Source organism: Bradyrhizobium sp. IAR9, assembly GCF_013408065.1.
GTDB lineage: Bacteria > Pseudomonadota > Alphaproteobacteria > Rhizobiales > Xanthobacteraceae > Bradyrhizobium.
In genome coordinates this window covers 157,141-183,213 of the sequence record NZ_JACBZW010000010.1, presented here as the reverse complement: position 1 = coordinate 183,213, position 26,073 = coordinate 157,141, and the positions used below count along the sequence as shown (strand labels likewise).

27 protein-coding genes are annotated in these 26,073 nt (G+C 64.8%); 15 read left to right on the top strand and 12 right to left on the bottom strand.

Features of this window, described 5'->3' with window-relative positions; translation table 11 throughout:
• The first annotated feature begins 137 nt into the window (after nucleotides 1-137).
• The 4 genes from GGD67_RS25335 to GGD67_RS25320 all read left to right on the top strand — a co-directional run bounded on the left by GGD67_RS25335 (nucleotide 138) and on the right by GGD67_RS25320 (nucleotide 5,476).
• Nucleotides 138-884 (top strand): outer membrane protein, encoded by a 747-nt coding sequence (locus GGD67_RS25335; protein WP_026201934.1) that lies wholly within the window; start codon nucleotides 138-140, stop codon nucleotides 882-884.
• Nucleotides 885-1,172: 288 nt separating this feature from the next.
• On the top strand, nucleotides 1,173-4,148 hold the full coding sequence (gene uvrA, locus GGD67_RS25330; protein ID WP_104464777.1) for an excinuclease ABC subunit UvrA: 2,976 nt from the start codon (nucleotides 1,173-1,175) through the stop codon (nucleotides 4,146-4,148).
• A gap of 80 nt (nucleotides 4,149-4,228) precedes the next feature.
• Nucleotides 4,229-4,792: a DinB family protein gene (locus GGD67_RS25325; RefSeq protein ID WP_179736611.1), complete on the top strand. Its 564-nt coding sequence runs from the start codon at nucleotides 4,229-4,231 to the stop codon at nucleotides 4,790-4,792.
• Between the two features lie 45 nt (nucleotides 4,793-4,837).
• Nucleotides 4,838-5,476, top strand: coding sequence for an HAD family hydrolase (locus GGD67_RS25320; RefSeq protein ID WP_179736609.1), 639 nt, complete (start codon nucleotides 4,838-4,840; stop codon nucleotides 5,474-5,476).
• A gap of 72 nt (nucleotides 5,477-5,548) precedes the next feature.
• On the opposite strand, the gene GGD67_RS25315 is transcribed toward GGD67_RS25320, so the two are convergent.
• The 6 genes from GGD67_RS25315 to GGD67_RS25290 form a co-directional block, all read right to left on the bottom strand.
• Entirely contained in the window at nucleotides 5,549-6,502 is a 954-nt protein-coding gene (locus GGD67_RS25315; RefSeq protein ID WP_179736607.1) for a cytochrome D1 domain-containing protein, read from the bottom strand.
• Between the two features lie 2 nt (nucleotides 6,503-6,504).
• Nucleotides 6,505-7,086, bottom strand: coding sequence for an SRPBCC family protein (locus GGD67_RS25310; protein WP_179736605.1), 582 nt, complete (start codon nucleotides 7,084-7,086; stop codon nucleotides 6,505-6,507).
• 748 nt (nucleotides 7,087-7,834) lie between these two features.
• Nucleotides 7,835-8,602, bottom strand: a complete 768-nt coding sequence (locus GGD67_RS25305) for an AAA family ATPase (protein ID WP_179736603.1) — start codon at nucleotides 8,600-8,602, stop codon at nucleotides 7,835-7,837.
• 108 nt (nucleotides 8,603-8,710) lie between these two features.
• A complete protein-coding gene (locus GGD67_RS25300) occupies nucleotides 8,711-9,571 on the bottom strand; it encodes a PCC domain-containing protein (protein ID WP_179736601.1) in 861 nt (286 codons plus the stop codon).
• Between the two features lie 9 nt (nucleotides 9,572-9,580).
• Nucleotides 9,581-11,188, bottom strand: coding sequence for an acyl-CoA synthetase (locus tag GGD67_RS25295; RefSeq protein ID WP_179736599.1), 1,608 nt, complete (start codon nucleotides 11,186-11,188; stop codon nucleotides 9,581-9,583).
• A 105-nt stretch (nucleotides 11,189-11,293) separates the two neighbouring features.
• A complete protein-coding gene (locus GGD67_RS25290) occupies nucleotides 11,294-11,791 on the bottom strand; it encodes a hypothetical protein (RefSeq protein ID WP_179736598.1) in 498 nt (165 codons plus the stop codon).
• Between the two features lie 94 nt (nucleotides 11,792-11,885).
• Between GGD67_RS25290 and GGD67_RS25285 the strand changes: the two genes are divergently transcribed.
• Nucleotides 11,886-12,245 carry a hypothetical protein gene (locus GGD67_RS25285; protein ID WP_179736596.1) on the top strand — a complete coding sequence of 120 codons (360 nt, stop codon included), beginning with the start codon at nucleotides 11,886-11,888 and terminating at the stop codon, nucleotides 12,243-12,245.
• 85 nt (nucleotides 12,246-12,330) lie between these two features.
• Nucleotides 12,331-12,606, top strand: coding sequence for a GNAT family N-acetyltransferase (locus GGD67_RS25280; RefSeq protein ID WP_179736594.1), 276 nt, complete (start codon nucleotides 12,331-12,333; stop codon nucleotides 12,604-12,606).
• 49 nt (nucleotides 12,607-12,655) lie between these two features.
• Here GGD67_RS25280 and GGD67_RS25275 read toward each other — a convergent pair whose 3' ends face one another.
• Entirely contained in the window at nucleotides 12,656-12,997 is a 342-nt protein-coding gene (locus GGD67_RS25275) for an SPW repeat protein (RefSeq protein ID WP_312013773.1), read from the bottom strand.
• Between the two features lie 371 nt (nucleotides 12,998-13,368).
• Here GGD67_RS25275 and GGD67_RS25270 point away from each other — a divergent pair, with 371 nt between their 5' ends.
• Nucleotides 13,369-13,644, top strand: a complete 276-nt coding sequence (locus GGD67_RS25270; protein ID WP_018317899.1) for a GNAT family N-acetyltransferase — start codon at nucleotides 13,369-13,371, stop codon at nucleotides 13,642-13,644.
• A gap of 66 nt (nucleotides 13,645-13,710) precedes the next feature.
• On the opposite strand, the gene GGD67_RS25265 is transcribed toward GGD67_RS25270, so the two are convergent.
• Nucleotides 13,711-14,112: a DUF3597 domain-containing protein gene (locus tag GGD67_RS25265; RefSeq protein WP_026201930.1), complete on the bottom strand. Its 402-nt coding sequence runs from the start codon at nucleotides 14,110-14,112 to the stop codon at nucleotides 13,711-13,713.
• Between the two features lie 335 nt (nucleotides 14,113-14,447).
• On the opposite strand from GGD67_RS25265, the gene GGD67_RS25260 reads away from it, so the two are divergent.
• The gene (locus tag GGD67_RS25260) at nucleotides 14,448-15,356 is read left to right on the top strand and encodes a DUF2189 domain-containing protein (RefSeq protein WP_179736592.1); all 909 of its coding nucleotides are present in this window, start codon (nucleotides 14,448-14,450) and stop codon (nucleotides 15,354-15,356) included.
• Nucleotides 15,357-15,486: 130 nt separating this feature from the next.
• A complete protein-coding gene (locus GGD67_RS25255) occupies nucleotides 15,487-16,311 on the top strand; it encodes a lytic murein transglycosylase (RefSeq protein WP_018317895.1) in 825 nt (274 codons plus the stop codon).
• Between the two features lie 67 nt (nucleotides 16,312-16,378).
• Here the strand turns inward: GGD67_RS25255 and GGD67_RS25250 are convergent, their stop codons facing one another.
• Nucleotides 16,379-16,642, bottom strand: a complete 264-nt coding sequence (locus tag GGD67_RS25250) for a hypothetical protein (protein WP_179736590.1) — start codon at nucleotides 16,640-16,642, stop codon at nucleotides 16,379-16,381.
• Between the two features lie 658 nt (nucleotides 16,643-17,300).
• Here GGD67_RS25250 and GGD67_RS25245 point away from each other — a divergent pair.
• From GGD67_RS25245 to GGD67_RS25230, 4 genes are all read left to right on the top strand, one after another.
• On the top strand, nucleotides 17,301-17,453 hold the full coding sequence (locus GGD67_RS25245) for a DUF1127 domain-containing protein (protein WP_007590701.1): 153 nt from the start codon (nucleotides 17,301-17,303) through the stop codon (nucleotides 17,451-17,453).
• 129 nt (nucleotides 17,454-17,582) lie between these two features.
• Entirely contained in the window at nucleotides 17,583-19,010 is a 1,428-nt protein-coding gene (gene trmFO / locus GGD67_RS25240) for a methylenetetrahydrofolate--tRNA-(uracil(54)-C(5))-methyltransferase (FADH(2)-oxidizing) TrmFO (RefSeq protein ID WP_179736588.1), read from the top strand.
• A 7-nt stretch (nucleotides 19,011-19,017) separates the two neighbouring features.
• The gene (locus tag GGD67_RS25235) at nucleotides 19,018-20,112 is read left to right on the top strand and encodes an AMP-binding enzyme (protein ID WP_179736586.1); all 1,095 of its coding nucleotides are present in this window, start codon (nucleotides 19,018-19,020) and stop codon (nucleotides 20,110-20,112) included.
• 93 nt (nucleotides 20,113-20,205) lie between these two features.
• Complete coding sequence (locus GGD67_RS25230) at nucleotides 20,206-20,778, top strand: CAP domain-containing protein (protein WP_179736584.1); 573 nt, start codon at nucleotides 20,206-20,208, stop codon at nucleotides 20,776-20,778.
• A gap of 12 nt (nucleotides 20,779-20,790) precedes the next feature.
• On the opposite strand, the gene GGD67_RS25225 is transcribed toward GGD67_RS25230, so the two are convergent.
• Nucleotides 20,791-21,264: a VOC family protein gene (locus GGD67_RS25225; RefSeq protein WP_018317891.1), complete on the bottom strand. Its 474-nt coding sequence runs from the start codon at nucleotides 21,262-21,264 to the stop codon at nucleotides 20,791-20,793.
• 120 nt (nucleotides 21,265-21,384) lie between these two features.
• Between GGD67_RS25225 and GGD67_RS25220 the strand changes: the two genes are divergently transcribed.
• Entirely contained in the window at nucleotides 21,385-22,581 is a 1,197-nt protein-coding gene (locus GGD67_RS25220; RefSeq protein ID WP_246790852.1) for an aminotransferase class V-fold PLP-dependent enzyme, read from the top strand.
• Nucleotides 22,582-22,630: 49 nt separating this feature from the next.
• Here GGD67_RS25220 and GGD67_RS25215 read toward each other — a convergent pair whose 3' ends face one another.
• Nucleotides 22,631-23,092, bottom strand: coding sequence for a cupin domain-containing protein (locus GGD67_RS25215; protein ID WP_179736582.1), 462 nt, complete (start codon nucleotides 23,090-23,092; stop codon nucleotides 22,631-22,633).
• Between the two features lie 127 nt (nucleotides 23,093-23,219).
• On the opposite strand from GGD67_RS25215, the gene GGD67_RS25210 reads away from it, so the two are divergent.
• Nucleotides 23,220-24,773, top strand: coding sequence for a winged helix-turn-helix domain-containing protein (locus GGD67_RS25210; RefSeq protein WP_179736790.1), 1,554 nt, complete (start codon nucleotides 23,220-23,222; stop codon nucleotides 24,771-24,773).
• Between the two features lie 30 nt (nucleotides 24,774-24,803).
• On the opposite strand, the gene GGD67_RS25205 is transcribed toward GGD67_RS25210, so the two are convergent.
• Nucleotides 24,804-26,048 carry a threonine ammonia-lyase gene (locus tag GGD67_RS25205; RefSeq protein ID WP_179736580.1) on the bottom strand — a complete coding sequence of 415 codons (1,245 nt, stop codon included), beginning with the start codon at nucleotides 26,046-26,048 and terminating at the stop codon, nucleotides 24,804-24,806.
• Nucleotides 26,049-26,073 lie beyond the last annotated feature (25 nt).

The window sequence follows — 26,073 nt, the reverse complement described above, 5'->3', positions numbered from 1 at the left end:
TTCGCAGAGATGTGGCCCCCGGGTGACACAACCTTTGGCTTTAATGGTGTAAAGCAATGACATTAGTCGGGTCATCGGTCCGCTGGCTCTTCCGCTTTTCGGAGGTCCAGAAAGAGAAACGGAACTGGGGAATGGATATGAAGAAGCTTTTGCTGGCTTCGGCCAGCTTGTTCGCACTTAGCGCGTTGGCACCCGCCTCGGCGGCCGATTTGGCGGCCCGCCCCTACACCAAGGCTCCGGTCGCGCCGATCGCGATGTACAATTGGAGCGGTTTCTACATCGGTATCAACGGCGGCGGCGCCTCGAGCCGCAACTGCTGGGACGTCAACAATATCTTCGGCATTGCCGGTCCGGACACGGCTGAAGGCTGTCACAATGCGACCGGCGGCGTCGTCGGCGGCCAGGTCGGCTACCGCTGGCAGTCGGCCAATTGGGTGTTCGGCCTCGAAGCTCAGGGCGACTGGGCCAACCTGAAGGGCTCGAATACGAGCTTGGTGCTTGGCCCGCTGGTCAACCAGACCAAGATCGACGCAATTGGCCTGTTCACCGGCCAGGTCGGCTATGCCTGGAACAACGTGCTCTGGTACGTGAAGGGTGGCGCGGCCGTCACGCACGCCAAATATAACGGTCTGCTGGGTGGCGTCGTTCTCGACAGCGCGAGCGAGACCCGCTGGGGTGGCGCGGTCGGCACCGGCATCGAATTCGGCTTCGCACCGAACTGGTCTGTTGCGATCGAATACGACCATCTGTTCATGGGCAAGCGCAACAACTCGTTCACGATCCTCGGCGTCAACGACCGCATCGACCGGATCAAGCAGGACGTCGACATGGGCACCGTCCGCCTCAACTACACCTTCGGCGGCCCCGTGGTCGCCCGGTATTGATCTGAAGTCCTGATCGCTACCGACGTCCCTTCGTCACGAAAGGCCGGCCTTGCGCCGGCCTTTTTGTTTTTGCGAGCACGCTAGTCGCGCAGTTCCGCAACGCTCCTGCTGCCAGATGCCGCCAGCGCGCCAACATTCCGTTGACGATTCGCAAGTCCCACTGGAAATCCGTCTCCGTTCTTCCTACGTTCGCTGACAACCCCATCGGCGCCGATCCCGGTTCCGGGCGAGCGCGCCTTTTTTATTGGCGCGGTCGCGCACCCATGGGATTCCTTGAGGGCAACTCGGATGGATGAAGTGATCAAGGCGAAGCGCCAACAACAGAACGCGGGCTCCAGCCTGCGCGCAATTACGATCCGTGGCGCGCGCGAGCACAACCTCAAGAACATCGACGTCGAGATTCCCCGCGACAAGCTGGTGGTGTTCACCGGTCTCTCCGGCTCCGGCAAATCCTCGCTCGCCTTCGACACGATCTATGCCGAGGGCCAGCGCCGCTACGTCGAATCGCTGTCGGCCTATGCGCGCCAGTTCCTCGAGATGATGCAGAAGCCTGATGTCGACCAGATCGACGGCCTGTCGCCGGCGATCTCGATCGAGCAGAAGACGACGTCGAAGAACCCGCGCTCCACCGTCGGCACCGTGACCGAGATCTATGACTACATGCGCCTGCTCTGGGCGCGCGTCGGCGTGCCCTATTCGCCGGCGACCGGCCTGCCGATCGAGAGCCAGACCGTCTCGCAGATGGTCGACCGCGTGCTGGCGCTGCCCGAGGGCACCCGCCTCTATCTGCTCGCGCCCGTCGTGCGCGGCCGCAAGGGCGAGTACCGCAAGGAGCTCGCCGAATGGCTCAAGAAGGGCTTTCAGCGCGTCAAGATCGACGGCACTTTCCATGAGCTCGCCGAGGCGCCGACGCTCGACAAGAAATTCCCGCACGACATCGACGTCGTCGTCGACCGTATCGTGGTGCGCGCCGACATCGGCCAGCGCCTCGCCGAGAGCTTTGAGACCGCGCTGAAGCTCGCCGAGGGCCTTGCCGTCGTCGAGTTCGCCGACGCACCCGCGGCCGCGCCCGCGGAAGAGAAAAAGAAGACGGCGAAGATCCACGACAAGAGCGGCCCCGAGCGCATCCTGTTCTCGGAAAAGTTCGCCTGCCCGGTCTCCGGCTTCACCATCCCCGAGGTCGAGCCGCGCCTGTTCTCGTTCAACAACCCCTACGGCGCGTGTCCGGCCTGCGGCGGCCTCGGCGTCGAGCAGCATGTCGACGAAGACCTCGTCATCCCCGACAAGGAGCTCGCGATCGGCAAGGGCGCGATTGCGCCCTGGGCCAAGTCGTCGTCGCCCTATTACGTGCAGACGCTGACCGCGCTCGGCAAGCACTACAAGTTCACGCTGACCACCAAGTGGAAGGACCTGGCCAAGAAGACGCAGAACGCCATCCTCCACGGCTCCGGCGAGGACGAGATCAAGTTCTCCTACGAGGACGGGGTGCGCTCCTACGACACCAAGAAGCCGTTCGAGGGCGTCATCACCAACATCAACCGCCGCTATCGCGAGACCGAGAGCGAGTGGGCGCGCGAGGAGCTGGCGAAGTATTTCCACGACGTGCCCTGCGAGGGCTGCAAGGGCTTTCGGCTCAAGCCCGAGGCGCTCTGCGTCAAGATCGGCGGCAAGCATATCGGCGAGATTTCCGAGCTGTCCGTGAAGGGCGCCGGTGCATGGTTCGAGACCGTGCCGGAGGCGCTGAACGCGCAGCAGAACGAGATCGCCGGCCGCATCCTGAAGGAAATCCGCGAGCGCCTGACCTTCCTGCTCGACGTCGGCCTCAACTACCTCACGCTGTCCCGCTCCTCCGGCACGCTGTCCGGCGGCGAGAGCCAGCGCATCCGCCTGGCCTCGCAGATCGGCTCGGGCCTGACCGGTGTGCTCTACGTGCTGGACGAGCCCTCGATCGGCCTGCACCAGCGCGACAACGCGCGCCTGCTCGACACCCTCAAGCGGCTGCGCGACCTCGGCAACACCGTGATCGTGGTCGAGCATGACGAGGACGCCATTCTGCTCGCCGACCACGTCCTCGACATCGGCCCCGGCGCCGGCATGCATGGCGGCAACATCATTGCCGAAGGCACGCCCGCCGAGATCATGCGCAACCCGAAATCGCTGACCGGCAAGTACCTGACCGGCGAGCTCGAGGTCGAGGTGCCGGAGCGGCGCCCGCCGAACCACCGCCGCACCATCAAGGTGGTCAACGCGCGCGGCAACAATCTCAAGAACGTCACCGCCGAAATTCCGCTCGGCCTGTTCACCGCCGTCACCGGCGTGTCCGGCGGCGGCAAGTCGACGCTGCTGATCGACACGCTCTACAAGTCCATCGCCCGCAAGCTGAACAATGCCAGCGAGGGCGCCGCCCCGCATGACCGCATCGAGGGCCTCGAGCACATCGACAAGATCATCGATATCGACCAGTCGCCGATCGGCCGCACCCCGCGCTCGAACCCTGCAACCTATACCGGCGCCTTTACGCCGATCCGCGAATGGTTCGCCGGCCTGCCCGAGTCCAAGGCGCGCGGCTACGAGCCCGGCCGCTTCTCCTTCAACGTCAAGGGCGGCCGCTGCGAGGCCTGCCAGGGCGACGGCGTCATCAAGATCGAGATGCACTTCCTGCCCGACGTCTACGTCACCTGCGACGTCTGCAAGGGCAAGCGCTACAACCGCGAGACGCTCGAAGTCCTGTTCAAGGGCAAGTCAATCGCCGACGTGCTCGACATGACCGTCGAGGAAGCCGCCGAGTTCTTCAAGGCGGTGCCGCGCGTGCGCGAGACTTTTCAAACCTTGCACCGCGTCGGTCTCGATTACATTCACGTGGGCCAACAGGCGACAACACTCTCGGGCGGTGAAGCGCAACGCGTCAAATTGGCAAAAGAGCTGTCCAAGCGCGCCACCGGCCGCACGCTCTACATCCTGGACGAGCCGACCACCGGCCTGCATTTCCACGACGTCAAGAAGCTCCTGGAGGTGCTGCACGAGCTGGTCGCGCAGGGCAACACGGTCGTCGTCATCGAGCACAATCTCGAAGTCATCAAGACCGCCGACTGGGTCATCGACCTCGGCCCCGAAGGCGGCGACGGCGGCGGCGAGATCGTCGCCTGGGGCCCGCCGGAAGACATCGCCAAGGCGCCGCGGAGCTACACCGGCAAATTCCTGGAGCCGGTGCTGAAGAAGGCACGGAAGCCGAAGCGAAGGAGCACGAGCGAGGCGGCGGAGTAGCAGCTTTGCATTGAAGCCGCAGCGCTGTAGGGCGGATTAGCGTAGCGTAATCCGCCACTATCCGATCGGGACGAACCAACATGTCCGCTGGACTCGTGCAGACCTATCGCGCCTTCGCCCACAACAATGCCTGGGCCAACCATCGGCTGCTCTCGGCTTGCGCCGCGCTGTCCCAGGTTGAATTCGAAGCCCACCGCACCGGCTTCTTTCCGAGCCTGCAGCGCACCCTGAACCACATCCATGTCATCGATCTCTTCTATATCGATGCGCTGGAGGGTGGCTGGCTCGGACCGGCGGCCTGGAAAAACGAGGTGCCGTACCCTTCCCTTGCCGCGCTGAAGCCCGCTCAAGCCGCGCTCGACAAGCGGCTGATCGCCATCTGCGATACGCTGACGCCCGCACGACTCGATGACATCGTGAAGATCAATCGCGACACGCAGGTGCAAACCGAGCGCCGCGACCGGCTCCTGATGCATCTCTTCCAGCATCAGATCCATCATCGCGGTCAGGCGCACGCCATGCTGTCCGAGACAGCCGTCGCCCCGCCTCAGCTCGACGAGTTCTTCGCCGAGGGCGAAGCCCCGCTCCGGGCCGCCGAGTTCGCTGCGTTGGGCTGGACCGAAGACACCGTGTGGAAATTCTAGTTCAATCGCCGGATGGACGAAGCGACATCCGGAGCCTTTCCTCACATGCCCTACGCCCTCGCCATCTTCGATCTCGACGGCACGCTGGCCGACAGCTTTCCGTGGTTCCTGCGCACCGTCAACGACATCGCCGACCGCTTCGGCTTTCGCCGCGTGCGGGATGAGGACGTCGAGGGGCTGCGGCATGCTTCGACGCGGGAGATCCTCAGCCGCCTCGAAGTGCCGCTGTGGAAGCTACCGACAATCGCGCGGCATGCGCGGCGGCTGAAGGCGGAGGCAACTGGCGAGATCTCGCTGTTTGCGGGCATCGAGGCGATGCTGCGGACGCTGGCGGACAGCGGCGTGCAGCTCGCGCTGGTGACGTCCGACAGCGAGGCCAATGCGCGCGAAAAACTCGGCGAGGCAGCCGCGCTGTTTTCGCATTTCGACTGCTCGGCTTCGCTGTTCGGCAAGCCCGCGAAATTCCGCCGCGTCATCCGCCGCGCCGGCGTGGAGCCGGGCCAGGTCATCGCGATCGGCGACGAGGTGCGCGACATCGAGGCGGCACGCAGCGTCGGGATTGCCTGCGGCGCGGTGTGCTGGGGTTATGCGGCACCGGCAGCGCTGCGGGCACACGGGCCGGATCACGTGTTTGAGCGGATGGAGGAGATTGCAGACGCGGTGTGTAATCGTAGGGCGGATTAGCGCAGCGTAATCCGCCGATCGATCGCCGATGCAAGATGGCGGATTACGCTGCGCTAATCCGCCCTACACCCCCTACTCCGTCTTGCGCAAGAACGCCCCGAACGCGCGTGGGCCGTCGCCTGTCTTGATCTCGCCGATCACTTTCAGCTCGGCTGCGTCGATGATATGAAGCGTGTTGCTTTCCCAGCACGCCACGATGACGCGCTTGCCGTCGGCGGTGGCGTTGATCCCCTCAGGGTAGTCGCCGACATTGATGCGCTTGATCGGCTTCAGGCTCGCCAGATCGAACACGCTGACGGTGCCGCCATATTGATCGGTGACGAAGCCGCGGCCTAGCGTCAGCGCCACCGCATAGGGGCGCATGCCGACCGGCACGCGGCCGATCTCGCGCCCTTCTGCAATGTCGATCACGGAGACGTCGTCGGAGCCGACATTGGCGGTGTAGGCGCGCTTGCCGTCGGCATCGATGGTAACGCCGAACGGACGGGTGCCGACCTTGATCGTCGCCTTGCGCTGGCGCGTCGCGGTGTCCACGACCGAGACGCTGTCGTCGTCGCGGTCCGCCGAGAGCAGCAGCTTGCCGTCGGGCGTCACCGCAAGACCCGATGGCGAAGCGCCGACCGCGATGCTGGCTGTGACGCTGCGCGAGGCCGCATCGATCACCCGCACCGCCGCCGCGTACCAATCGGCGACATAGACGGACTTGCCATCGGGCGCCACCGCAATGCCGAGCGGCCCGCCGCCGACCTCGATCCGGCCCGTCACCTGCCGCGTTGCGGCGTCCACCACCGTCACCGCCTTGGCATCCGGGCTCGTGACATAGGCGAAGCGTCCGTCGGCGCTGACGGCGATTCCGGCCGGCTTGCCGCCGATCGGGATGGTCGCGACGCTGCGTGCGGCGGCGAGATCCACGACCATCAGATCGTCGCTGAGCTGGTTGGTGACGAACGCCTCCTCGGCAGCGGCGCTGCCGAGGCGGGCATGACAAAGGCTGGCGGCAAGCGCCGCCAGAACCAGCATCCGCACGATCAGCTACCGCTCTCGATCTTCTTCTTCAGGGCTTCGAGGCCGGTCTTGTAGAGCCCGCTCACGGCCTTCATCGCGGCCTCGTCGCTCAGCTCCGGCGGCGGATCGTTGTTGGGAAAGCCACGGTAGAACGCCCCGGCCCATTCCAGCTTGGATTTGCCGTCGGAAGCCGGCGACACCGTCAACGTCGAGGAATAATTGGTCACCGGCAGCACCTTCACGTCGACCTTGGTGATCCGGTACGAATAGCTCATCATGTCGGGCTCGTATTTGTAGAGCTCCTCATCGACAGTCGCCCCGCCCGTCAGCGTCAGCTGGCGCGTCGCGCCGACCTCGTTGCCCTTCTCGCCGGTGGTCTTGGTGACGGGCGGAAGCCAGCCCATGTCCTGGAAGTTGCGGATCGCGGCCCAGACCTTGTCCTGCGGCGCGTTGATCTCGATGGATTCCCGCACCTTCTGCCGGGTCGGCCCATGTGCCCAGGCCGCCGGTGAAAAAACCGGACCCAAGGTCGCCGTCAAGCCTGCCGCCCCAACCACAGCCAGCGCCGCAGCCATGGCCGTGCGCCGTCCAATCGTCACCCTCATCTCGTTTCCTCATACGTCCAGTTGATCGTGCGCGACTTGGAATGCGCGCTGCGGTCATCCTAGCGCATTTTGGGGCCGAGGGGAGACCGGTTCGTGGCGCCGTTGCGGCGGAGCTCGGCACGACCCACAAGCTGTTGCGCGACCCGGCGGGCAAAACACCCATGGGAGGGTCAACGCCACCGAACCGAAATATTTCTCTTTATCAGAAGTTCGGATTATCGTATAGAAGGGCATCCCAGCCCGGCCGAGGGGCGCATCGCGATCGTCACGACACGCGGGATGGGACGTGGTGGACGCGGGCTGCGTCGGCGCGAAGGTGGTTTGCAGGGCGGGTCACACCGTGAGCAAGGACTAACGCGCACACGACCGGTGCAGCCTGCGTACGGCAAAATCGTGTGGTCCTGGCGCCCGGGGCCTGTGCGCCAAGTGTTGCGGTGATGTTGCGGCCCGACCGGGCGCCGCATCAGCTATCCGCAAGGCGACGGGGGCAATAGTGCATCGCTCCCCGGGGAGATCACGACATAAGCCGTAAAACCACTGCGCAGGGAAGGCCGGATGTTTGGCTTCACCTGTATGCCGCTGTGCAGCTTTTTAAGCACACGCTTTCGCACAGTGGACCGCGGGTGCCAGCCGGCACCCGGCCTTCCCTGCGCCCTCGGCATTTTTGAGGGCGGCACGTGAAGCAAAAGCTCGGGCACGATGTGCCGCGAGAACGGGAAACCGCGCGAAGGAGCACCGGATGGTACATTCATTCCGCCAGCGTCGCCTCGACGAACCCGTGCGGATCCGAACAAAACTCGCGCATCAGCCGGTAGTGATCCGTCGCCTCGACCGTCACCGGCTCCAGCCCGTATTTCCCGAGCCGCAGCAGCCGCGCATTCGGGTAAGCCATCAGCATCGGCGAATGCGTTGCCATGATGACCTGGCAGATCCGGGAATCCTCCATGCGTCGCAGCAGCTTCAAGAACTCGATTTGGCGCGCCGGCGACAGCGCCGATTCCGGCTCGTCGAAGATGAAGATGCCCTGGCGCTGACAGCGCTCCTCGAAAAAGCGCAGGAAGCCTTCGCCGTGGGAGTGCGACAGGAAATCGGGACCGACCTGGCCGGCGTCACGCGCGGCCTTGTCCAGATACCGCGCGACCGAGAAAAAGCTCTCGGCACGAAAGAACCAGCCATTGCTGATCTTCGGCAGCCAGCTCGCGCGCAGCGCCTTGCCGAGCTGGCCGCCCATCTTCTCGCGCGCCTCTGAATGATCGACCGGCATGTAGCCCTTGCCGCCCCCGGCATCGTCGTAGCCGGCGAGCGATGCGATGCCTTCGAGGATCGTCGACTTCCCGGTGCCGTTCTCTCCAACGATGATCGTGATGGCGGTGTCGAAGCTGAGCTCGAAATCATCCGGGAAGATGGGCAGGCAAAACGGATAAGCCTCGCGATCGTGAACTTTCGACGGGTCGAGCCAGATCCGCTTCAGATACGGCGCCGGCAGGTTGATCGTGCGATGACCTCGCCGGCTCATAGGCGTCTCTCCGTCCGTTCCGCGACCGGCATTCCAAGCCGGAACGTAACGGGAACAATATTGCCACGCAAGTGGCAGGGGGCTCCCGGCGCGAGCCCCGGTCGCAGCCTAGTCCAGCGCCTCCAGCACCAGCTCCATCGTCATCAGCACGGGATTGTCGCCGCGGACCAGGCGCCCCTCCGCCAAGCCGCCGGTGTAGTCGACCAGCGCGGCGTCGAGCGCGGCTTCGAGCGCGCCAGAGGGCCCGGGCCCGATCAGCCCGGCCGTTACCGCAAGCTCAGTCGCGAAAGGCTCGGTCACCCTGCCATGGCTGAAGCGAGCGCCGATGGTCGAGCCCACGCCGCCATGGATCTTCGCGCGCGCGATGCCGTGCGCACGGCAGAACTCTTCGAGCGCGCCGGCAAAGTCCTGATTGGGGCGCAGCCGGAGCGCGAAGGCGCGGCTCGTCGTGCGTGCGCCACTGCGCGCAGCCGCCACCGGCCCGAACAGCTTGAAATTGGTCTCGGGATCGGGCTCGGCAGCGAACATCGCGCCGTCAATGCCGAAGGCGTCGACTTCGAACGGTTCGGCGACAACAGTCTCGTCTGGCAGCATGTGGCCGCCGCTGGCCTTGCCATCCGCCTCCGTCCACAGCCCATGGCAGTGAAAGAACGGCGCGCCGTCGCGCGTGCCGAGCGTCATGGAGCCGAGCTTCGTGCGCGTCACGCCGCCGGGCCGGTACGTGTCGCTGTAGAACGCCGCGTTCTCGCCGGTCTTCGACAGCGCCGGCATGACATAGGCGAAAGGCTTGAGCGCGCCCTGCCTGAAGTTCAGCACGCCGCTCGTAAAACCTTCGGCCGCAAAGCCGCGCCGCGCGGCTTCCAGCAGCGGCAGACCTGCCTGAAGCGTGAAGGAGAAGGCGCGCCCCCTCGCCTCCACCCATTGAATGCGTTCCGCGATGGGCGCGCCCGGCTGCTTGATATTCCGCATCACCTGCGCTCAGCCCGCCTTCGTCTTGTCGAGATCGAGCAGCCCGCGCGCCTCGAGCTCATCACGCACCATGCGCTTCGGCACCTTGCCATAGCCGGATTTCGGCAAGGCCTCCCAGAAGAAGAACCGCTTCGGCATCTTGTAGCGCGGCACCTTCGGCGAAAGGAACGCCGCCATTTCGGCCTCGCTCACCGCCTTCGCACCTTCGCGCGCCACGCAGACGGCGACGCCGACCTCGCCCCAGGTCGGATCGGGCACGCCGAGCACGGCGACCTCGCCGACCGCGGGATGAGTCAAGATCTTCTCCTCGATCTCGCGCGGATAGATGTTGGAGCCGCCGGAGATGTACATGTCGGAGGCGCGGCCGGTGATGTAGACGAACCCCTCCTCGTCCATGTGGCCGAGGTCGCCGGTGCGGAACCAGCCGTTGCGGAACGCCTTCGCATTGGCATCAGGATTGTCGTAGTAGCCAGCGAGTACCGCCGGCCCGATCACGCAGATCTCGCCGCTCTGGTTGGCTGCGAGCTCGCGGCCTTCATCATCCTGGATCGAGACCTGCATGCCGGTGCGCTCGAAGCCGCAGGTGCCGATCTTGGCGTGCGGGCCGTCCTCGGGATCGTGCAGCGCTGCCGGCAGCACGGTGATATTGCCGGTGACCTCGCCGAGGCCGAAATACTGCACGATGACCTTGCCGAGCTTCTTCAGCGCGGTCTTCTGATCTTCGCGATACATCGGCGCGCCCGCATAGATCACGTGACGCAGCGAGGAATGATCGTATTTGTCGACGGCGGGGTGCTCGACCATCATCTTGAGGATCGTCGGCACCGTGAAGAGATTGGCGACCCGATGAGACTCGATCAGGCGGAACGCCTCGTTGATGTCGAATTTTTCGGTCGGCAACAAGACAGTGCAGACGCCGCGCGCGGTCTGAACCAGCTGATGCACGCCGGCGCCATGCGACAGCGGCGCCACCACCAGCGAGGCGTCATCCTCGGTGACGCCGGGCGTCAGATCGGCGAGATGGTTGGTGATCACAAAGCCCATCTGGCCGTGGGTCAGCACCGCGGCCTTGGAGCGGCCGGTGGTGCCCGAGGTGAAGAAGAACCAGCAGGGATCGTCGTGCTCGACGGCGACATTCGCGACATTGGCGCCGGCATGAGCGGCAATGGCATCAGCAACCGAGCGCTCGCCGAACGCGCCCTTGCCGTCGACGCTCCAGGTGAACTCGAGCGCGCCGCCTTTCACGGCCGCCGCATGCTCGGGAAAATCGACATGGCACAGAAACGCCTTGGCGCCGGAGGCCTCTGCGAGATAGGTGACCTCATCCGGCATCAGGCGGAAATTGGTGGGCACCCAGACCGCACCGAGCCGGAACGCGGCGAACATCGAGAAGAACATCTCGTCGCCATTCTTCGAATGGACCAGGATGCGGTCGCCCTTGGCGATGCCACGCGCGGCGAGCGCTGCAGCCAAGGCCGAGACCTGCGCATCGATCTGCCGCCAGCTCCAGGATTTGTCACCCCAGACGAAACCGGGACGCGCGCCATGCCGCCGGGCATTCTGGGTCAGCATGTAAGCGAGATTCATGACGCGGCGCGACATGCGCAGGGGCTGCATGGGGATTCCTCTTCGAGGGCGGGCGGCGCGCTGGCCGCCGGCTCATTGCAGCCCATTTATCGCCATCGCCCGCGCCCCTGCAAGGCCGCCGGATGCACGGCTCCCCTACGGCTGCTTGAACGCAAACGGCGTCGCCGTGATCGCCTTCTGCTTGACACAGGTCTGCGGGCCAAAGCCGCCGCAGAAGCTGCCATGAAGATCGAAGCGGACGATGCGCGCAGCGCCGCGCTTCATCGGCGGTGCCATGATCTTGTAGCGGAGGACATAGCCGTCAAACACCGGGCGAATGTTGCCGTCCGGCAGCGTCACCAGGATGTTGATGACGCAGCCGCCAGTTCCGCAATAGGTCGTCTCGCGATCGCCGCATTTGGTGTCCTGGAAATCGACGATGTAGTCGTCGCGGCCGTCACCGGTCAGGTCGATCTTGCGCACCGTATCGGGCGCGAAGGTCACCTCGCCACCGTCCTGGCTGGTGCATTCCTCATTGGCGTAGCGCACTGCCTTCTGCACGCCGGGCGGATAGTCGGAGGGATTGAACGGCTTTGCATCCTCGGCGCGCGCGGCGGAGGCGAACAGAGCGAGCAGAAGCATCAAATAGCGCATGCGCGTTTGTCGCCGGCGCGGCCGCAATCGTTCAGAGATTTTTAAACATGATCGGCGCACCCTTCCTCTGTTCTCGCGTACAGAGTGTCGCATCATGGTCAAAGCGCCCGCCTTCCTCCTGTTGTCGCTGGCGCTCGCCGGATGTGCCGTGGCGCCACAGGCGTATCTGGCCTCCGATCCCGCCTTCAAGCCTGCACGTTATGCCTGGGATGGCGCCGGCGAAGATCCCAATCGGTCGCGTGCAGCAGCACAGCCAGCGCGGACCTCGGCCCGATCCGAGCGGAACGGCTCGCAAGCCGGGCTTCAGCCCCATTCGAAGGAGTGGTTACAAGCGCAGGACGGCAGCGAGGCCGAGCAGGATGCCAGGGTCAACCGCTCCCTGGTCATCTGCCAGGGGTGCCTGCGCCCGCCGCAGCAGCCCGAAGATTCCAGGCTCGCCAAAGCGGCCGAGTGAACCGAACGACCTCAGCTACTGAAACCAGGCGACCTGACCGCGCGTTACCGCTTCGCGCGAGGATCGCAATTGGAGGTGCGACGACATGAGCGACGTCATCGACAACAAGGACCAACACTGCTTCGAGCTCGAGGTCGAGGGCCATGTTGCGACCGAGCATTACAAGCTCGACGGCGGCGTCATCACGTTCGAGCACACCGACGTACCAAAGGAGCTCGGCGGCAAGGGCGTCGGCTCGAAGCTGGTGCAAGGCGCGCTCGACCAAGTCCGCGCCGCCGGATTGAAGCTGATCCCGCAATGCCCGTTCGTGAAGGCATGGATCGAAAAACATCCGGATTATGCGGACCTCGTGGCGAGGTGAGAGCACAGGCCCGCCGCCCGTAGCCAGCGGGCCTGCCGACAGCTACGGCCTATCGTCCGTGCTTGAGCATGTCCTGATCATTCAGATCCCAGTCCTGCCACAGCTGAAGGATGCCCAACAGCACCACCGCCGCGCCGAGGCTCGTGTGGTAGATGCGGAGAAAGCCGTCAGCGGAATAGCCGAGGGCGTAAGGCGAGGCGATGAGCCACAGTCCGACGAGGATCGTCGTCACCTCCTGCCAACGCTGCAAGGCGACATATTCGAGCTGGCTGATGCCAAATACGACCAGGCCGATTGCGACCGCATTCAGGATCGCCGTCGGGTGCCCGGCAATCGCCGGATCCTGGACGGGAAACCACGGCGAAGCCACGATGAGCGCGCCGAGCAGCATCCCGCACCAGTCTTCCCATGTCCGATGAGTATTCAAGAAACCAAAGTCCGACATCGTAACCTCCTCCAAAGAGGCATACGTCTGCGGCTGGCAATCATGACACTCCGAATGTCTAGCGACCCTGCCGGCCGCATTCGGGCGTATGTCCTTGAGAGGACGTGGGAGCCGCCGTGGAACTTGCAAGAGTGGCGCCGGTAATTATTGGAGCCGGCGTGGTGTTCACCAGGGATGGCTTCTCATACTGCACTGCAGCTACAGGCACGCGCGTTTGCAGATATCTGCCGTGCGGCAAGCTCCCATGGCCGCGCCTTGCCAAGGACGGGGACGGGCTCCTAGATCAACGCCTCAGACGCACGTCGGAAGGATCTTGCATGGTGGCATCGGTACGGGACAACAAGGACAGGAGCCGCTTCGAACTCGATGTCGGCAACGAGGTCGCCTTCGCCAATTACCGGCTGACCTCGACGGCGGTCATCATCACCCACACCGAGACGCCCCGCGCGCTGCGCGGCCGCGGCATCGCCTCCGAGCTGATCAAGGGCGCGCTGGACTTGATCCGGCGCGACGGCCGCAAGGTGATCGCCGGCTGCGGCTTCGTGGTCGACTATCTCGACAGGCATCCGGAGAATGCGGATCTGGTCGGCTGAAAGCAAAAAGGGCCCGCGCGATCGCGAGCCCCTGCGGCACGACCGGCATTCGGTCAGTGCTTGCGGTCAGTGCTTGATCTCAGGCGGCAGCTTGCCGCCATTGGCGGCGAGCTTGGACATCACCTGCTTGTGCAGCCAGACGTTCATGCTGGCCGAGTCGTTCATGTCGCCGCTGTAGCCGAGCTCCTTGGCGAGATCCTTGCGCGCAGCGAGGCTGGAATCGATGTCGAGCGCCTTCATCAGGTCGACGATCGAGGTGCGCCATTCCAGCTTCTCGCCCTTGTGCGCGGCCACCGCCTTGTCGACGATCGCCGCCACATCGACCGCCGCCATGGGCGCGGAAGCCGGCGCCGACGCTCCAGGCGCGGCCCCTGCGGGCGCACTACCCGGCGCCGCGCCACCGGCGGGCGCGGCGGAAGCCGGCTGGCCGCCGAAGATCGCGCTCATGATTTTCCCGAAAATGCTCATGTCTGCTCCCCGAAAAGGATCCGTTGGAAGGGCCTTGAGTGGCACTTATAGACCAAGTTACTGCGTAGCGCCCGCGAAGTTCTGCGAACCACCACGCAGCATCAGCTTATCTGCGGCGAAATGACGACCGAATGACATCGTCGAGGTTGCGATGCGGCATCGAATTTCACCCAAGCGTGAGGACAGGACTCGGAAATGGGCGTACGCTTCCAGCTCAGCTCGCGATGTCGTCCGGAATTCGCGTCTGGTCGGGATCGCGGGACTTCAGAGAATGGCGGCCGCTTGCGCCGTTTGCCGGCGCCGAATTCGGCCGCTCGGCAAGGGAGCTAGCGACCATGGCTACACTCTACCAGGGCAATGTCCCCACGATGGCCCAGCCCGCGGATGCGGCTGGACCGGTGATCCGAACCATCCAGCTGTCTGATCTGCACGATGCGCTCAGGCGCGGCTGGGAAGATTTCAAGGCCGTGCCGAGCCACGCCATCCTCCTCTGCGTGATCTACCCGGTGCTCGGCCTCGTGCTCGCCCGTGTGGTGATGGGCTATTCGGTGCTGCCACTGCTGTTTCCGCTCGCCGCCGGCTTCGCGCTGATCGGCCCCTTCGCAGCGCTCGGTCTCTACGAGCTTTCCAGCCGGCGCGAACGCTATGAGGAAGCAAGCGCCTGGGATGCGATGGAGGTGCTGCGTTCGCCCTCGTTCGGAGCGATGCTCGGCCTCGGCACGTTGCTGCTCGCGCTGTTCGTGACCTGGGTTGCGACCGCGCAGGCGATCTATGTTGCGGCGTTCGGCTATGAGGGCGTCACCGGAATCTCGGACTTCATGACGCGCGTGCTGACGACGCAGCAGGGCTGGTGGCTGATCGTGGTTGGCTGCGGCGCCGGTTTCCTGTTCGCGCTCGCCGCGCTCTGCATCAGCGTCGTGTCGTTCCCCTTGATGCTGGATCGCCACGCCGGCGCGTTCGAGGCGATGAGCACCTCGCTGCGCGTGATCGCGAGGAACCCGGTGCCGATGGCGGCCTGGGGCGTGATCGTAGCGGTTCTGCTCGCGCTCGGCACCATCCCGGCGTTCCTCGGCCTTGCCGTGGTGATCCCCCTGCTCGGCCATGCCACCTGGCATCTCTACCGCAAGGTGATCGTCTCGGAGCCCGGTGCACGTCCGGTGCCGCCCCCGCCGCATCGTCCGCGCAAGTCGGCTGCCGACTTCCCGGCCAACCTCTTCCCCTGGCGTAACAGGACGGACGCCTGACGATATCGTGACATGCGATCCTGTCCTGGTTCGGGCAGGATCGCGGCCTGTCGCACGCCTTGCTTTGGCCGCGGTTCCGATCGAGATTGCGCGCCCCGGTCAGATCGCTTCACGGAATTCATTACCTCGAATGACCTCGACGATTTCTCGTCTCGCTCTCGCAGCCTTCGCCCTCTCCGCGTCAATCCTGTCCGCCCAGCCAGCGTTCGCCGCGGTTGCCTGCGGCTCGGGCAATTTCGATGCCTGGCTTGCGGACTTCAAGACCGACGCTGCGGCCAAGGGGATCTCACAGCAGGCCATCGCATCTGGTCTCGCCGGCGTGACGCTGGATCAAAGCGTGCTCAACCGCGACCGCTCGCAAAAGGTCTTCGCCCAGACCTTCGAGGAATTTTCCGGCCGCATGGTGCCGCCGCGCCTGGAACGCGGCTCCAACAGGATGAAGCAGTACGGCTCGGTGCTGTCGCGCATCGAACAAACCTATGGCGTCCCCGGCGAGGTTCTGGTCGCGATCTGGGGCCTGGAGACCGATTTCGGCGTCAACACCGGCAAGTTCGCCACGATCCGGTCGCTCGCCACACTGGCCTATGACTGCCGGCGCGCCGAGCAGTTTCGCGCCGAGCTGCTCGACGCACTGCGCATCGTCCAGCGCGGCGATCTCGTGCCAGCCGAGATGAAGGGCGCCTGGGCCGGCGAACTCGGCCAGACCCAGTTCATGCCGTCGTCCTGGATGAAATACGCCGTCGATTTCGACGGCAACGGCAAGCGCGACCTCCTGCACAACGCGCCCGACGTGCTCGCCTCCACCGCCAATTATCTTGCCGGCTATGGCTGGCAGAAGGGCAAGGATTGGCAGCCGGGCAGTCCGAATTTCGCGGTGCTCCAGCAGTGGAACAAGAGCGAGGTCTATTCCAAGACCGTCGCCTATTTCGCCACCCAGCTGGCGCGCGCCCCTTAAAGACCCATCAACAAACGCGTAGGGCCGATCGTCTGACCGGCCCTCTCTCGTGCGTTTGCCTACCCGTTTACTTAGCCATGGTGGCGTGCATCGCCTTGTTCAGATGCGCGCCGCACGCACCCATTTTGCCGTTGAGCAGCGAATCCTGGGCAGCCGCGATCTCCTTCTGCGCGACGAACTTGCTGTCGCCGTCGGCCATGTTCTCGATCGCGGTCTCCGTCTTCTCCAGGTTGGCCGAGCTGCAACCACCCGCGGCGTGCTTGGCGGCCTCGGCCGGCGCGACGGCGAACGCGACGGCGGCAATTGCGATAACCCCGAGTAACTTCGTCATGATGTTACTTCCTTCTCTTGTTCTTGAGACAGGACCAGCGACATTGCCGGCCTCTGCAACATGACTTTCCCCCGGACGCGGCAACTTGCCGCAATAAATTCCCCGCGAGAATTGCGTGATGTTGCGCATCACGCAGAGCCGCATGCGAAATTTCTGATTTTCATTACATCCCGGTAATCATCGTCACACGCTCGGCGTGTGCGCTGCGCCATCGTGGGTGCGAATGGGCCGTTCCGACGCATCCTGCCGCGAAAAAGCCCGTGGGACCCCATTCGCGCCTACAGTCCATCCCACAAATAATGAATCTATATTCAAAATAACGATTTTCGTCTCATGCGAATCGCGCATGCCCGACTTGGGTGTAGAAGCTGACGACCCGACTTGCTGGTGACAGGCACGCAACTTATTTCGGCTATGATCGAGATCAGTCGACAGCCCTTAAACCCGTGATTTCACGGAAGTTTGTCGCCAGATTCGGTCCATACAGTTCAAGCCTTGGGCGGGACTGGCGAGAGGTTAAGCCTCCCTTACTCGCGGTATGCGTTACTCGCTTAGCTGCATCGCAACATCGGAACTTTCGCACCGCAACACTCTCACTTATATTCATTTCAACGATGCAGCCCGGGCAAGGGTTGAATCGAACTACAGGAGACTACCAATGCTGCTCTCGCTCATCCGCATGATCCAGGCCTTCCGGGACTATCAGCGCAATGTTGCCGAGCTGTCCCAGCTCAGCGATCGCGAACTGGCCGATATCGGCCTCGATCGCTCGGACATCCCGCGCGTTGCCGCCGGTCAGTATCAGGGCTGATATCGTTTCAGCCCTTCCACCGGAACGGACCGATAGCGCCCGCCTCGTGCGGGCGTTGTCGTATCTAGCGGCAGAAAACTCGATCTCGGCGATTCCACTCCACGCCGAAAAGCGCTACCTGTCCGCCCCATGACAGGACCTCAATCCAACATCGTGCACGTGATCGGCGCCGGCCTTGCCGGCTCTGAAGCCGCCTGGCAGGTGGCCAAGGCCGGCGTGCCCGTGGTGCTGCACGAGATGCGGCCGACCCGCATGACCGAAGCGCACCGCACCGACGGGCTCGCCGAGCTCGTCTGCTCCAATTCGTTCCGCTCGGACGACGCCGCCAACAACGCCGTCGGCCTGCTGCATGCCGAAATGCGCCGGCTCGATTCGCTGATCATGCGCGCAGCCGACGCCAACCAGGTGCCCGCCGGCGGCGCGCTCGCCGTCGACCGCGACGGCTTCTCCGCGGCCGTCACCAAGGCGCTGAACGACCATCCCCTGATTCAGATCGCCCGTGGCGAGGTTGCAGGCCTGCCGCCGGCCGACTGGAGCAACGTCATCGTTGCCACCGGCCCCCTCACCTCCGCACCGCTCGCCCATGCCATCCGCGAGTTGACCGACGAGAACGCGCTCGCTTTCTTCGACGCAATCGCGCCGATCGTGCACCGCGAATCCATCGACATGTCGGTGGCCTGGTTTCAGTCGCGCTACGACAAGGTCGGCCCCGGCGGCACCGGCGCGGACTACATCAACTGCCCGATGACCAAGGAGCAGTATGACGGCTTCGTCGCCGCGCTCATCGCCGGCGAGAAGACCGAGTTCAAGGAGTGGGAAACCAACACGCCCTATTTCGACGGCTGCCTGCCGATCGAAGTGATGGCGGAGCGCGGCCCCGAGACCTTGCGCCACGGCCCGATGAAGCCGGTCGGTCTCACCAATCCGCACGATCCTACGACCAAAGCCTACGCGATCGTGCAGCTGCGCCAGGACAACAAGCTCGGCACGCTCTACAACATCGTCGGCTTCCAGACGAAGCTGAAATACGGCGAGCAGCAGCGCATCTTCCGCACTATTCCCGGGCTGGAGAAGGCGGAGTTCGCCCGCCTCGGCGGCCTGCATCGCAACACCTTCCTGAACTCGCCAAAGCTTCTCGACAGTCAGCTGCGCCTGCGCGCACAGCCGCGTCTGCGCTTTGCCGGCCAGATGACGGGTTGCGAGGGCTATGTGGAATCGGCCAGCGTCGGCCTGATCGCCGGTCTCTATGCAGCCGCGGACGCGCGCGGCGAGACGCTTGTCAGCCCGCCCGGCACGACCGCGCTCGGATCGCTGCTCGGCCACATCACCGGCGGCCATATCGAGACCATCGAGCCCGGCACACGCTCGTTCCAGCCGATGAACATCAATTTCGGTCTATTCCCACCGCTTGAGACCGCGCCGACGAAGAAGCCCGACGGCACGCGCCTGCGCGGCAACGAGAAGACGGTGGCCAAGAAGCAGGCGATGAGCGCACTGGCACTCGCCGATCTCGATCGCTGGATCGCCGATCATTTGCGCATTGCCGCAGCCGCGTGAGTTTGCAATGAGCCTCCCCAAAGACGACGCCGCGACGCTCTCGGCGCGCTGGACCGAGGGCGTGCTGCTCAAGCGCGACGTGTTCTCGACCGTCGAGCGCGGGCGCTTCCGTACCGACATCGGCGAAGTCAACGCCGTGCTGCGCCGGCTCGACGAGGTGCCGTGGTGGTCATTCCTGCTGGCGCGCCATCTGTTCGCCCGCGAGAAACACGCTCTGGCGCTGGCCAAAGGCCTCAACGTTGGTCCGGAGCTGCTGTGGGCCGGACGCCGCGCGCTGGTGCGCGGCTTCGTCGACGGCGTCGCTTTGCATCTGGCCAAGCCCCATGGCGACCTCGCCTATTTCCGTTCGGCCAAGGTGGCCCTGCGCCGGCTGCGCCGCGCCGGTATCTGCCACAACGATCTTGCCAAGGAACAGAACTGGCTGGTCGGCCGCGACGGCCTCGCCTATGTCACCGACTTCCAGCTCGCCGCCTGCTTTGCGCGGCGCGGCCGGCTCTATCGCATCCTCGCCTATGAAGACCTCCGGCATCTGCTCAAGCACAAGCGCTCCTACGCACCTGAGGCGCTGACACCGCGCGAGCGAAAGATCCTTGCGAAGAAGTCATTCGCCGCCAGCCTGTGGCTTGTCACCGGCAAGAAAGTCTATCGCGCGATCACGCGCGGCCTGTTCAACTTCACCGACCGCGAGGGCGGCGGCCGCAGGCTGGTCAATGATGCGCCGGTGCTGACCGAGCTGATCCGCAAGAACCCGGCCGTGCGCGACACCGCCATCGTGGCTTTCGCGGACCGCCGCTCCGGCGTCGGGCTCTATGCCTTCGTCGAAGCCGATCAGGGCACGCTCGAGGGCCAGTTGCGGAACGAGCTTTCGGCCGCCAAGGGGCCGAAACCGCCGGAGCACATCCAGGTGGTTCACGCGCTACCGCGCGACGCCAGCGGCAAGCCGCGCACCGAGATCCTGCAACTGGTCGCCATGAACCAGCTCGACCTGATCGAGCCGATGATGAAGAATGACCAGGACCGCGCTTTCCTCAAGGACATCCTGGAACAGCGAAAAAACCTGCGCGACCGCTTCAATTTTGAGGCGAACCTGCCAGCGAACTGACGGGCAGTCTCGCCTTGAAGCGTCCACATTGGCGATAGAGAAGCGGTCGGACAAGTCAGGCTCGGCGGGGTCATGGGCACTCGGGGGACGATGATGCATCGCGTGGTTGGCGGCCTGATTGCCGGCCTTCTGCTGCTGGCGGCCGCGCCCGCAATGGCCGAGACCCCGGCCGAGCTGATCTCCAGCTTCCGCCTCAAGCACGGTGAGGTTCGCGTCGTCCGCGATTCCACCCTCGACCGCATCGCCATGGACCAGGCCCGCGCGATGGCGGCCAAGGACGACCTCAGTCACGACGCGCTCGGCCCCTTCAATCGCCGTGTCGCGCCCGCCGGCGCCGGCCGCGCCGCCGAGAACATCGCCTACGGCTACGACAATTTCGAGAAGACCCTGGGACAGTGGATCGACTCGTCCGGGCACCGCAAGAACCTGTTGCTGCACAACGCCTCCCGCGTCGGCATCGCCAGCGCCAGGAATGCCAGCGGCAAGCGCACCTATTGGGCCATGGTGATCGCGGGCGATTACGAGCCGAAGGGCAAGGGCAGGAAGAAGGACAAGGAGCCCCTCGTCGCCGTGAAACGCGAGGTTGCCGTGAAACGCGAGGCCGCACCCGCGAGCAAGCCCAAGCCCAGCAGCTGTCACATCAAGCTGCTCAGCCTCTGTATCTGAGGCAAGCCAACGTCAGCCGCGTCGTGCCGCCTCGATCGCAGCGACGTCGATTTTCCTCATCCCCATCATCGCATCGAAGGCACGCTTGGCTTCAGCGCCGCCGGCCGCCAGCGCCTCGGTCAGGACGCGCGGGGTGATCTGCCAGGAGACGCCCCATCTGTCCTTGCACCAGCCGCACGCACTCTCCTGTCCGCCATTGCCGACGATGGCGTTCCAATAGCGGTCCGTCTCCTCCTGGTCATCGGTTGCGATCTGGAACGAGAAAGATTCGTTGTGCGTGAAAATCGGACCACCGTTGAGGCCGAGACAGGCAACGCCGGCGACGGTGAATTCGACGGTGAGCACATCTCCCGCCTTTCCGGACGGGTAATCGCTGGGCGCGCGGTGGACGGCGCTCACGGCGCTGTCGGGGAACGTCTCGGCATAGAAGCGGGCAGCCGCCTCGGCATCCCTGTCGTACCAGAGGCAAATCGTGTTCTTCGCCATCGTGCGTCCTTTCAATTCCCCATCAAATTTTGCTTTCAATCAGCATAGGCATCGGGATCCGGATGCTCCAGTTTGCCCGATCTTGCTCCTTGCGTCATTGTGTCTAGTTGAGGGAACCCGATGGCAGAGGCTTCTGACTTGATCGACATCGCCCGAATTCGCGCCGACACACCCGCCGCCTCCCGGCTCGCATATCTCCACAACGCAGGCGCTGGCCTGATGCCGGCGCCGGTCGTAGCGGCGATGAAGGGACACATCGATCTGGAGACCGAGATTGGGGGCTACGCTGCCGCCGATCGCGAGGCCGACCGGCTCAACGCGGTCTACGGCTCGGTGGCGCGTCTCTTGAATGCCGCGCCCGATGAGATCGCGCTGGTGGAGAATGCGACGGTCGCCTGGCAGATGGCGTTCTATTCGCTTCCGTTTCGCAAGGGCGACCGAATCCTGACCGCCGAAGCGGAATACGCCGCCAACTATGTCGCCTTTCTCCAGGTCGCCAAACGAACCGGCGCGGTCATCGACGTGGTGCCCAGCGATGCGAGCGGCGAGCTCGACGTAAACGCGCTCGAACGGATGATCGATGAGCGCGTAAAGCTCATCGCGATCACCTGGGTCCCGACCAATGGCGGGCTGGTCAATCCGGCGGCAGCTGTCGGCAAGATCGCGCGGGCGCACGGCATTCCCTATCTGCTCGACGCCTGCCAGGCGGTCGGCCAGATGACGTTGGACGTCGAGGCCATTGGCTGCGACATGCTGTCGGCCACGGGTCGAAAGTTCCTGCGCGGCCCGCGCGGCACCGGCTTCCTTTACGTCCGCCAGGCGCTGCTGCAACGACTAGAGCCGCCGATGATCGATCACTTCGCCGCGCCCTGGGTCTCGCGCGATGAATATCGGCTTCGCGACGATGCACGCCGCTTCGAGACCTGGGAGAACAATTACGCGGCCCGGCTGGGCCTCGGCGCCGCCGTCGATTACGCCCTGGAGATCGGCATCGCTCCGATCGAACAACGCTGCCGCATGCTTGCCGGCCGTCTTCGCGGCGGCCTTGCCGCCCTTCCCGGCATCACCATTCGCGACCTCGGACGCGCGCCGGGTGCCATCGTCAGCTTCACGCTGGACGGGCACGAGGCGGACGCCGTTGTCGCCAGCGCCGCTACAGCAGGCATCACCATCGGCGCTTCAGATCCGTCGAGCACGCGTATCGATGCCGAACTTCGCGCCTTGCCGCATGTCGTGCGGGCATCACCGCATTATTACAACACGGAAGCCGAGATCGATCGGCTGATCGCTCACCTGGCGGATCTGGCGGCACGGTAGCGCGGCCGGGCCGACCTTGAAGTCGGTCCAGCCTCGCGCCGTCTGGGCTTCAAGCTCTTGTCGTCAGCGCCGAGAGCTGGTCGGTATCGAAGCGGGCGCGTAGCTCGCTGATGGCCTTCGCATCCGGCGGACCACTTGCCGTCAGCTTCGCCAGCTCCTCGAAGTAATGCTCGTGTCCCGGCGGGGATACGGTCATGAGCACGCGCGCGGGCTTCTCGCTCGCGTTGGTGATGTTGTGAGGAACACCGGGAGGAATGAAGAGGAAGGTCCCTGGGGTTGCCCGGACAATCTCATCCCCGACGAACCATTCACACTCGCCGTCGAGCACGTAGAAGGTCTCTTCCTGAACACGATGAACGTGCCGGCCGGTGGCGAATCCTGCCGGAATTGTCCAGTCGAACATGCTCGTATGCCCAGTGTCCTCGCCCGTCACCAGGAAGGCCATTGGTTGGCCGCGCAGCGTGACCCCCTCGGTCTCGCCGGGCCTGCGGATGATGTGTTTCGCGGTCATGTACACCTCCATCGCTTGTTGCAGCGTTCCTCACGGCTCGCGCGATGGTGGTCCAGTCCAGCCGGAAAGTCGCAAAGCCGTTCGGAAAACGTTGCAAAAAACCTGCGAAATGTGGCCTTCTTCGATGATGGCCACGATCCTTGAATTTGGTCCCTTTCGCCTCGATGGCGATGCGGGGATCCTGTTCCACGGTGCTGAGCCGACCGCTCTCGGCCAGCGCGCAGTATTGCTCCTGGCGCTCCTCGTCCGGCAGGCTGGTGTGCCGGTTTCAAAGGATGCCTTGATCGAGGCGGCCTGGCCCGCCCAGGCCGTCGAGGACAGCAACCTGACCGTCCAGATCGCGGCGGTGCGGCGCACGCTGGCGGACATCTCCGGCGAGGCGCGTTGGATCGAAACGCTGCCGCGCCGCGGCTATCGCTATGTCGGCCCGACCGTGACGAAGTCTGATCCGGATCCCGCACGAGCAACACCGCAAGCGCTGTTGCCGTCATTGCCCGACAGGCCGTCGATCGCAGTGTTGCCTTTCACGAACTTGAGCGGCGATGCGGCGCAGGACTATTTTGCCGACGGGATGGTCGACGACATCATCACCGGCCTCTCGCGCATCAACTGGCTGTTCGTGATCGCGCGGAATTCCACATTCGCCTACAAGGGCCGCGCGGTGGACGTGAAGCAGGTCGGCCGCGAACTTGGTGTACGCTACGTGCTGGAAGGCAGTGTCCGCAAGACCGGCACGCTGGTCCGCATCACCGGCCAGTTGATCGATGCGTCGACTGGCATGCACGTCTGGGCCGAGCGATTTGACCGCCGGTCCGAAGACGTCTTCGCCCTCCAGGACGACATCGCATCGTTGACCGTCGGTGCGATCGCGCCCAGCCTGCGGCGCGCCGAGATCAATAGGGTCAGGCGCAAGCGGCCGGACAGCCTGGATGCCTATGATCTCGTCCTGCGCGCCCAGCCGGATGTCGATTCCGGCATGCCGGCCCAGGTCACCCAGGCGCTCGTGCTGCTCGAACGTGCGATCGCGCTCGAGCCTGCGTACGCGCTTGCGCACGGCAATGCAGCGATGTGCCATCACTGCCTGTTTCTTCGAGCCGGTTTGCAGGAGGCCAATCGGCAGGCCTCGATCCGCCACGCGCGCTCGGCCATCGCTCACGGCCAGGATGATGCGCTTGCTCTCACGCTCGCAGGCTTTTCGATCGGTATGGACGGGCACGATCGCTCCGCAGCGTTCATCGCGTTCGAGGCCGCGCTCGCCATCAGCCCATCATCGGCGCTGACCTACATCCTCGGCAGCGTCATGCTCGGCTGGGGCGGAGATGCCGACCGCGCTATCGAATGGAGCGAACAAGGCCTGCGGCTCAGTCCGTTCGATTCCTGGGCTTTCGCCGCGTTCGACGCCCAGGCTCTTGGGCACTTCCATCGCGGCCGATATGAGGAAGCGTGTCGCGCCGCTTACCGCTCGGTTCAGGCCAATCCTCGCCACAGCATCACCCATGTGCAATTGGCCGCGGCGCTGGCAAAGCTTGGACGATTGCAGGAGGCGAAGGCGGCGGCCACGCGGGTGCTGGAGCTGCACCCGACGTTCCGCTATGGCCGTCAATTTCAGGGCGTCAACTGCGCGCCAGCGCTCGCTTCCTCTCTCGGCGATGCCCTCCGCATCGCAGGCCTTCCGGACTAGCGCCCAGCCGGCTTGGCGTCTCAACGTGCCCTACGTGCAGCGCGCGCTCAGTCCGGATGCACTGAGCTTCGCCATCACCTCGTCGAGATGGGCGCTGTCGCGGGTCTCGATGACGAGTTGCAGCAGCGTGGCCTTGGCCGGCAGGTCGGAAAAGGTCCGCTGGTGCGAGACCTCGATGATGTTGGCGCCGGCCTCGGCCAGGAGGGCCGCGACGGCGGCCAATTGCCCGGGCCTGTCGGGAATGTCGAGCGAGAGCTGGGTCAACCGCCCCTCGCGCGCGAGCTCGCGGGTGAGGACGGATGCGATCAGCCGCGTGTCGATATTGCCGCCGCTCAGGACGAGACCGACCTTCTGGCCGGCAAAGCGGGTCGGATCGGACATCAGCGCGGCAAGGCCGGCGGCGCCGGCGCCCTCGACGACCGTCTTCTCGATCGAGATCAGTGTCGCGACCGCGCGCTCGAGCTCGGCTTCGTTGACGAGCGCGATGTCGTCGACGAGGCGGCGGACGATCTCGGTGGTGATCTTGCCGGGCGATTTTACCGCGATGCCTTCGGCGAGCGTATCGCCCCGCGCCGGCAGATTGCCGGCATGGATGGCGTTGTACATCGAGGGATAGAGCCAGGCCTCGACGCCGAGGATTCGCAGCGACGGCTTGATCGATTTCGCCGCGATGCCGATGCCGCTGATCAGGCCGCCGCCGCCGATCGGCACGACCAGCGTGTCGAGCTCCGGCACGGCCCTCATCATCTCCAGCCCGACCGTGCCCTGCCCCGCGATCACCAGCGGATCGTCGTAGGGGTGGACGAAGATCATGCCTCTGGCTTCGCCGTGGCTGCGCGCGAACTCGGCCGCCTCCTCCAGCGTCGCGCCCGTGACGACCACCTCCGCGCCGTGATGCCTGGTGTTCTCGACCTTCACCATGGGCGTGCCGACCGGCATGACGATGGTGGCGGGAATGCCGAGCCGTTTGGCGTGATAGGCCACGCCCTGCGCGTGGTTGCCCGCCGACATCGCGATCACGCCCCGCGCGCGCTCCTCCGGCGTCAGCGCGGTGAGGCGGTTGAGCGCACCTCGCTCCTTGAACGAGGAGGTGAACTGGAGGTTCTCGAATTTGAGCCAGATCTCGCAGCCGCAGATGCTGCTCAGCGTGCGGCTGTAGCTGCAGGGCGTCTCGACGACGGCGCCCCTGATCGTCTCGGCGGCAGCTTGAATGTCGTCAGGAGCGACCGGAAAGCCGCTGAGGTCGGACGATGTGGTTTGGGACAACTCAGCCATGGGACAGCATAGAGCATCCGGCGGT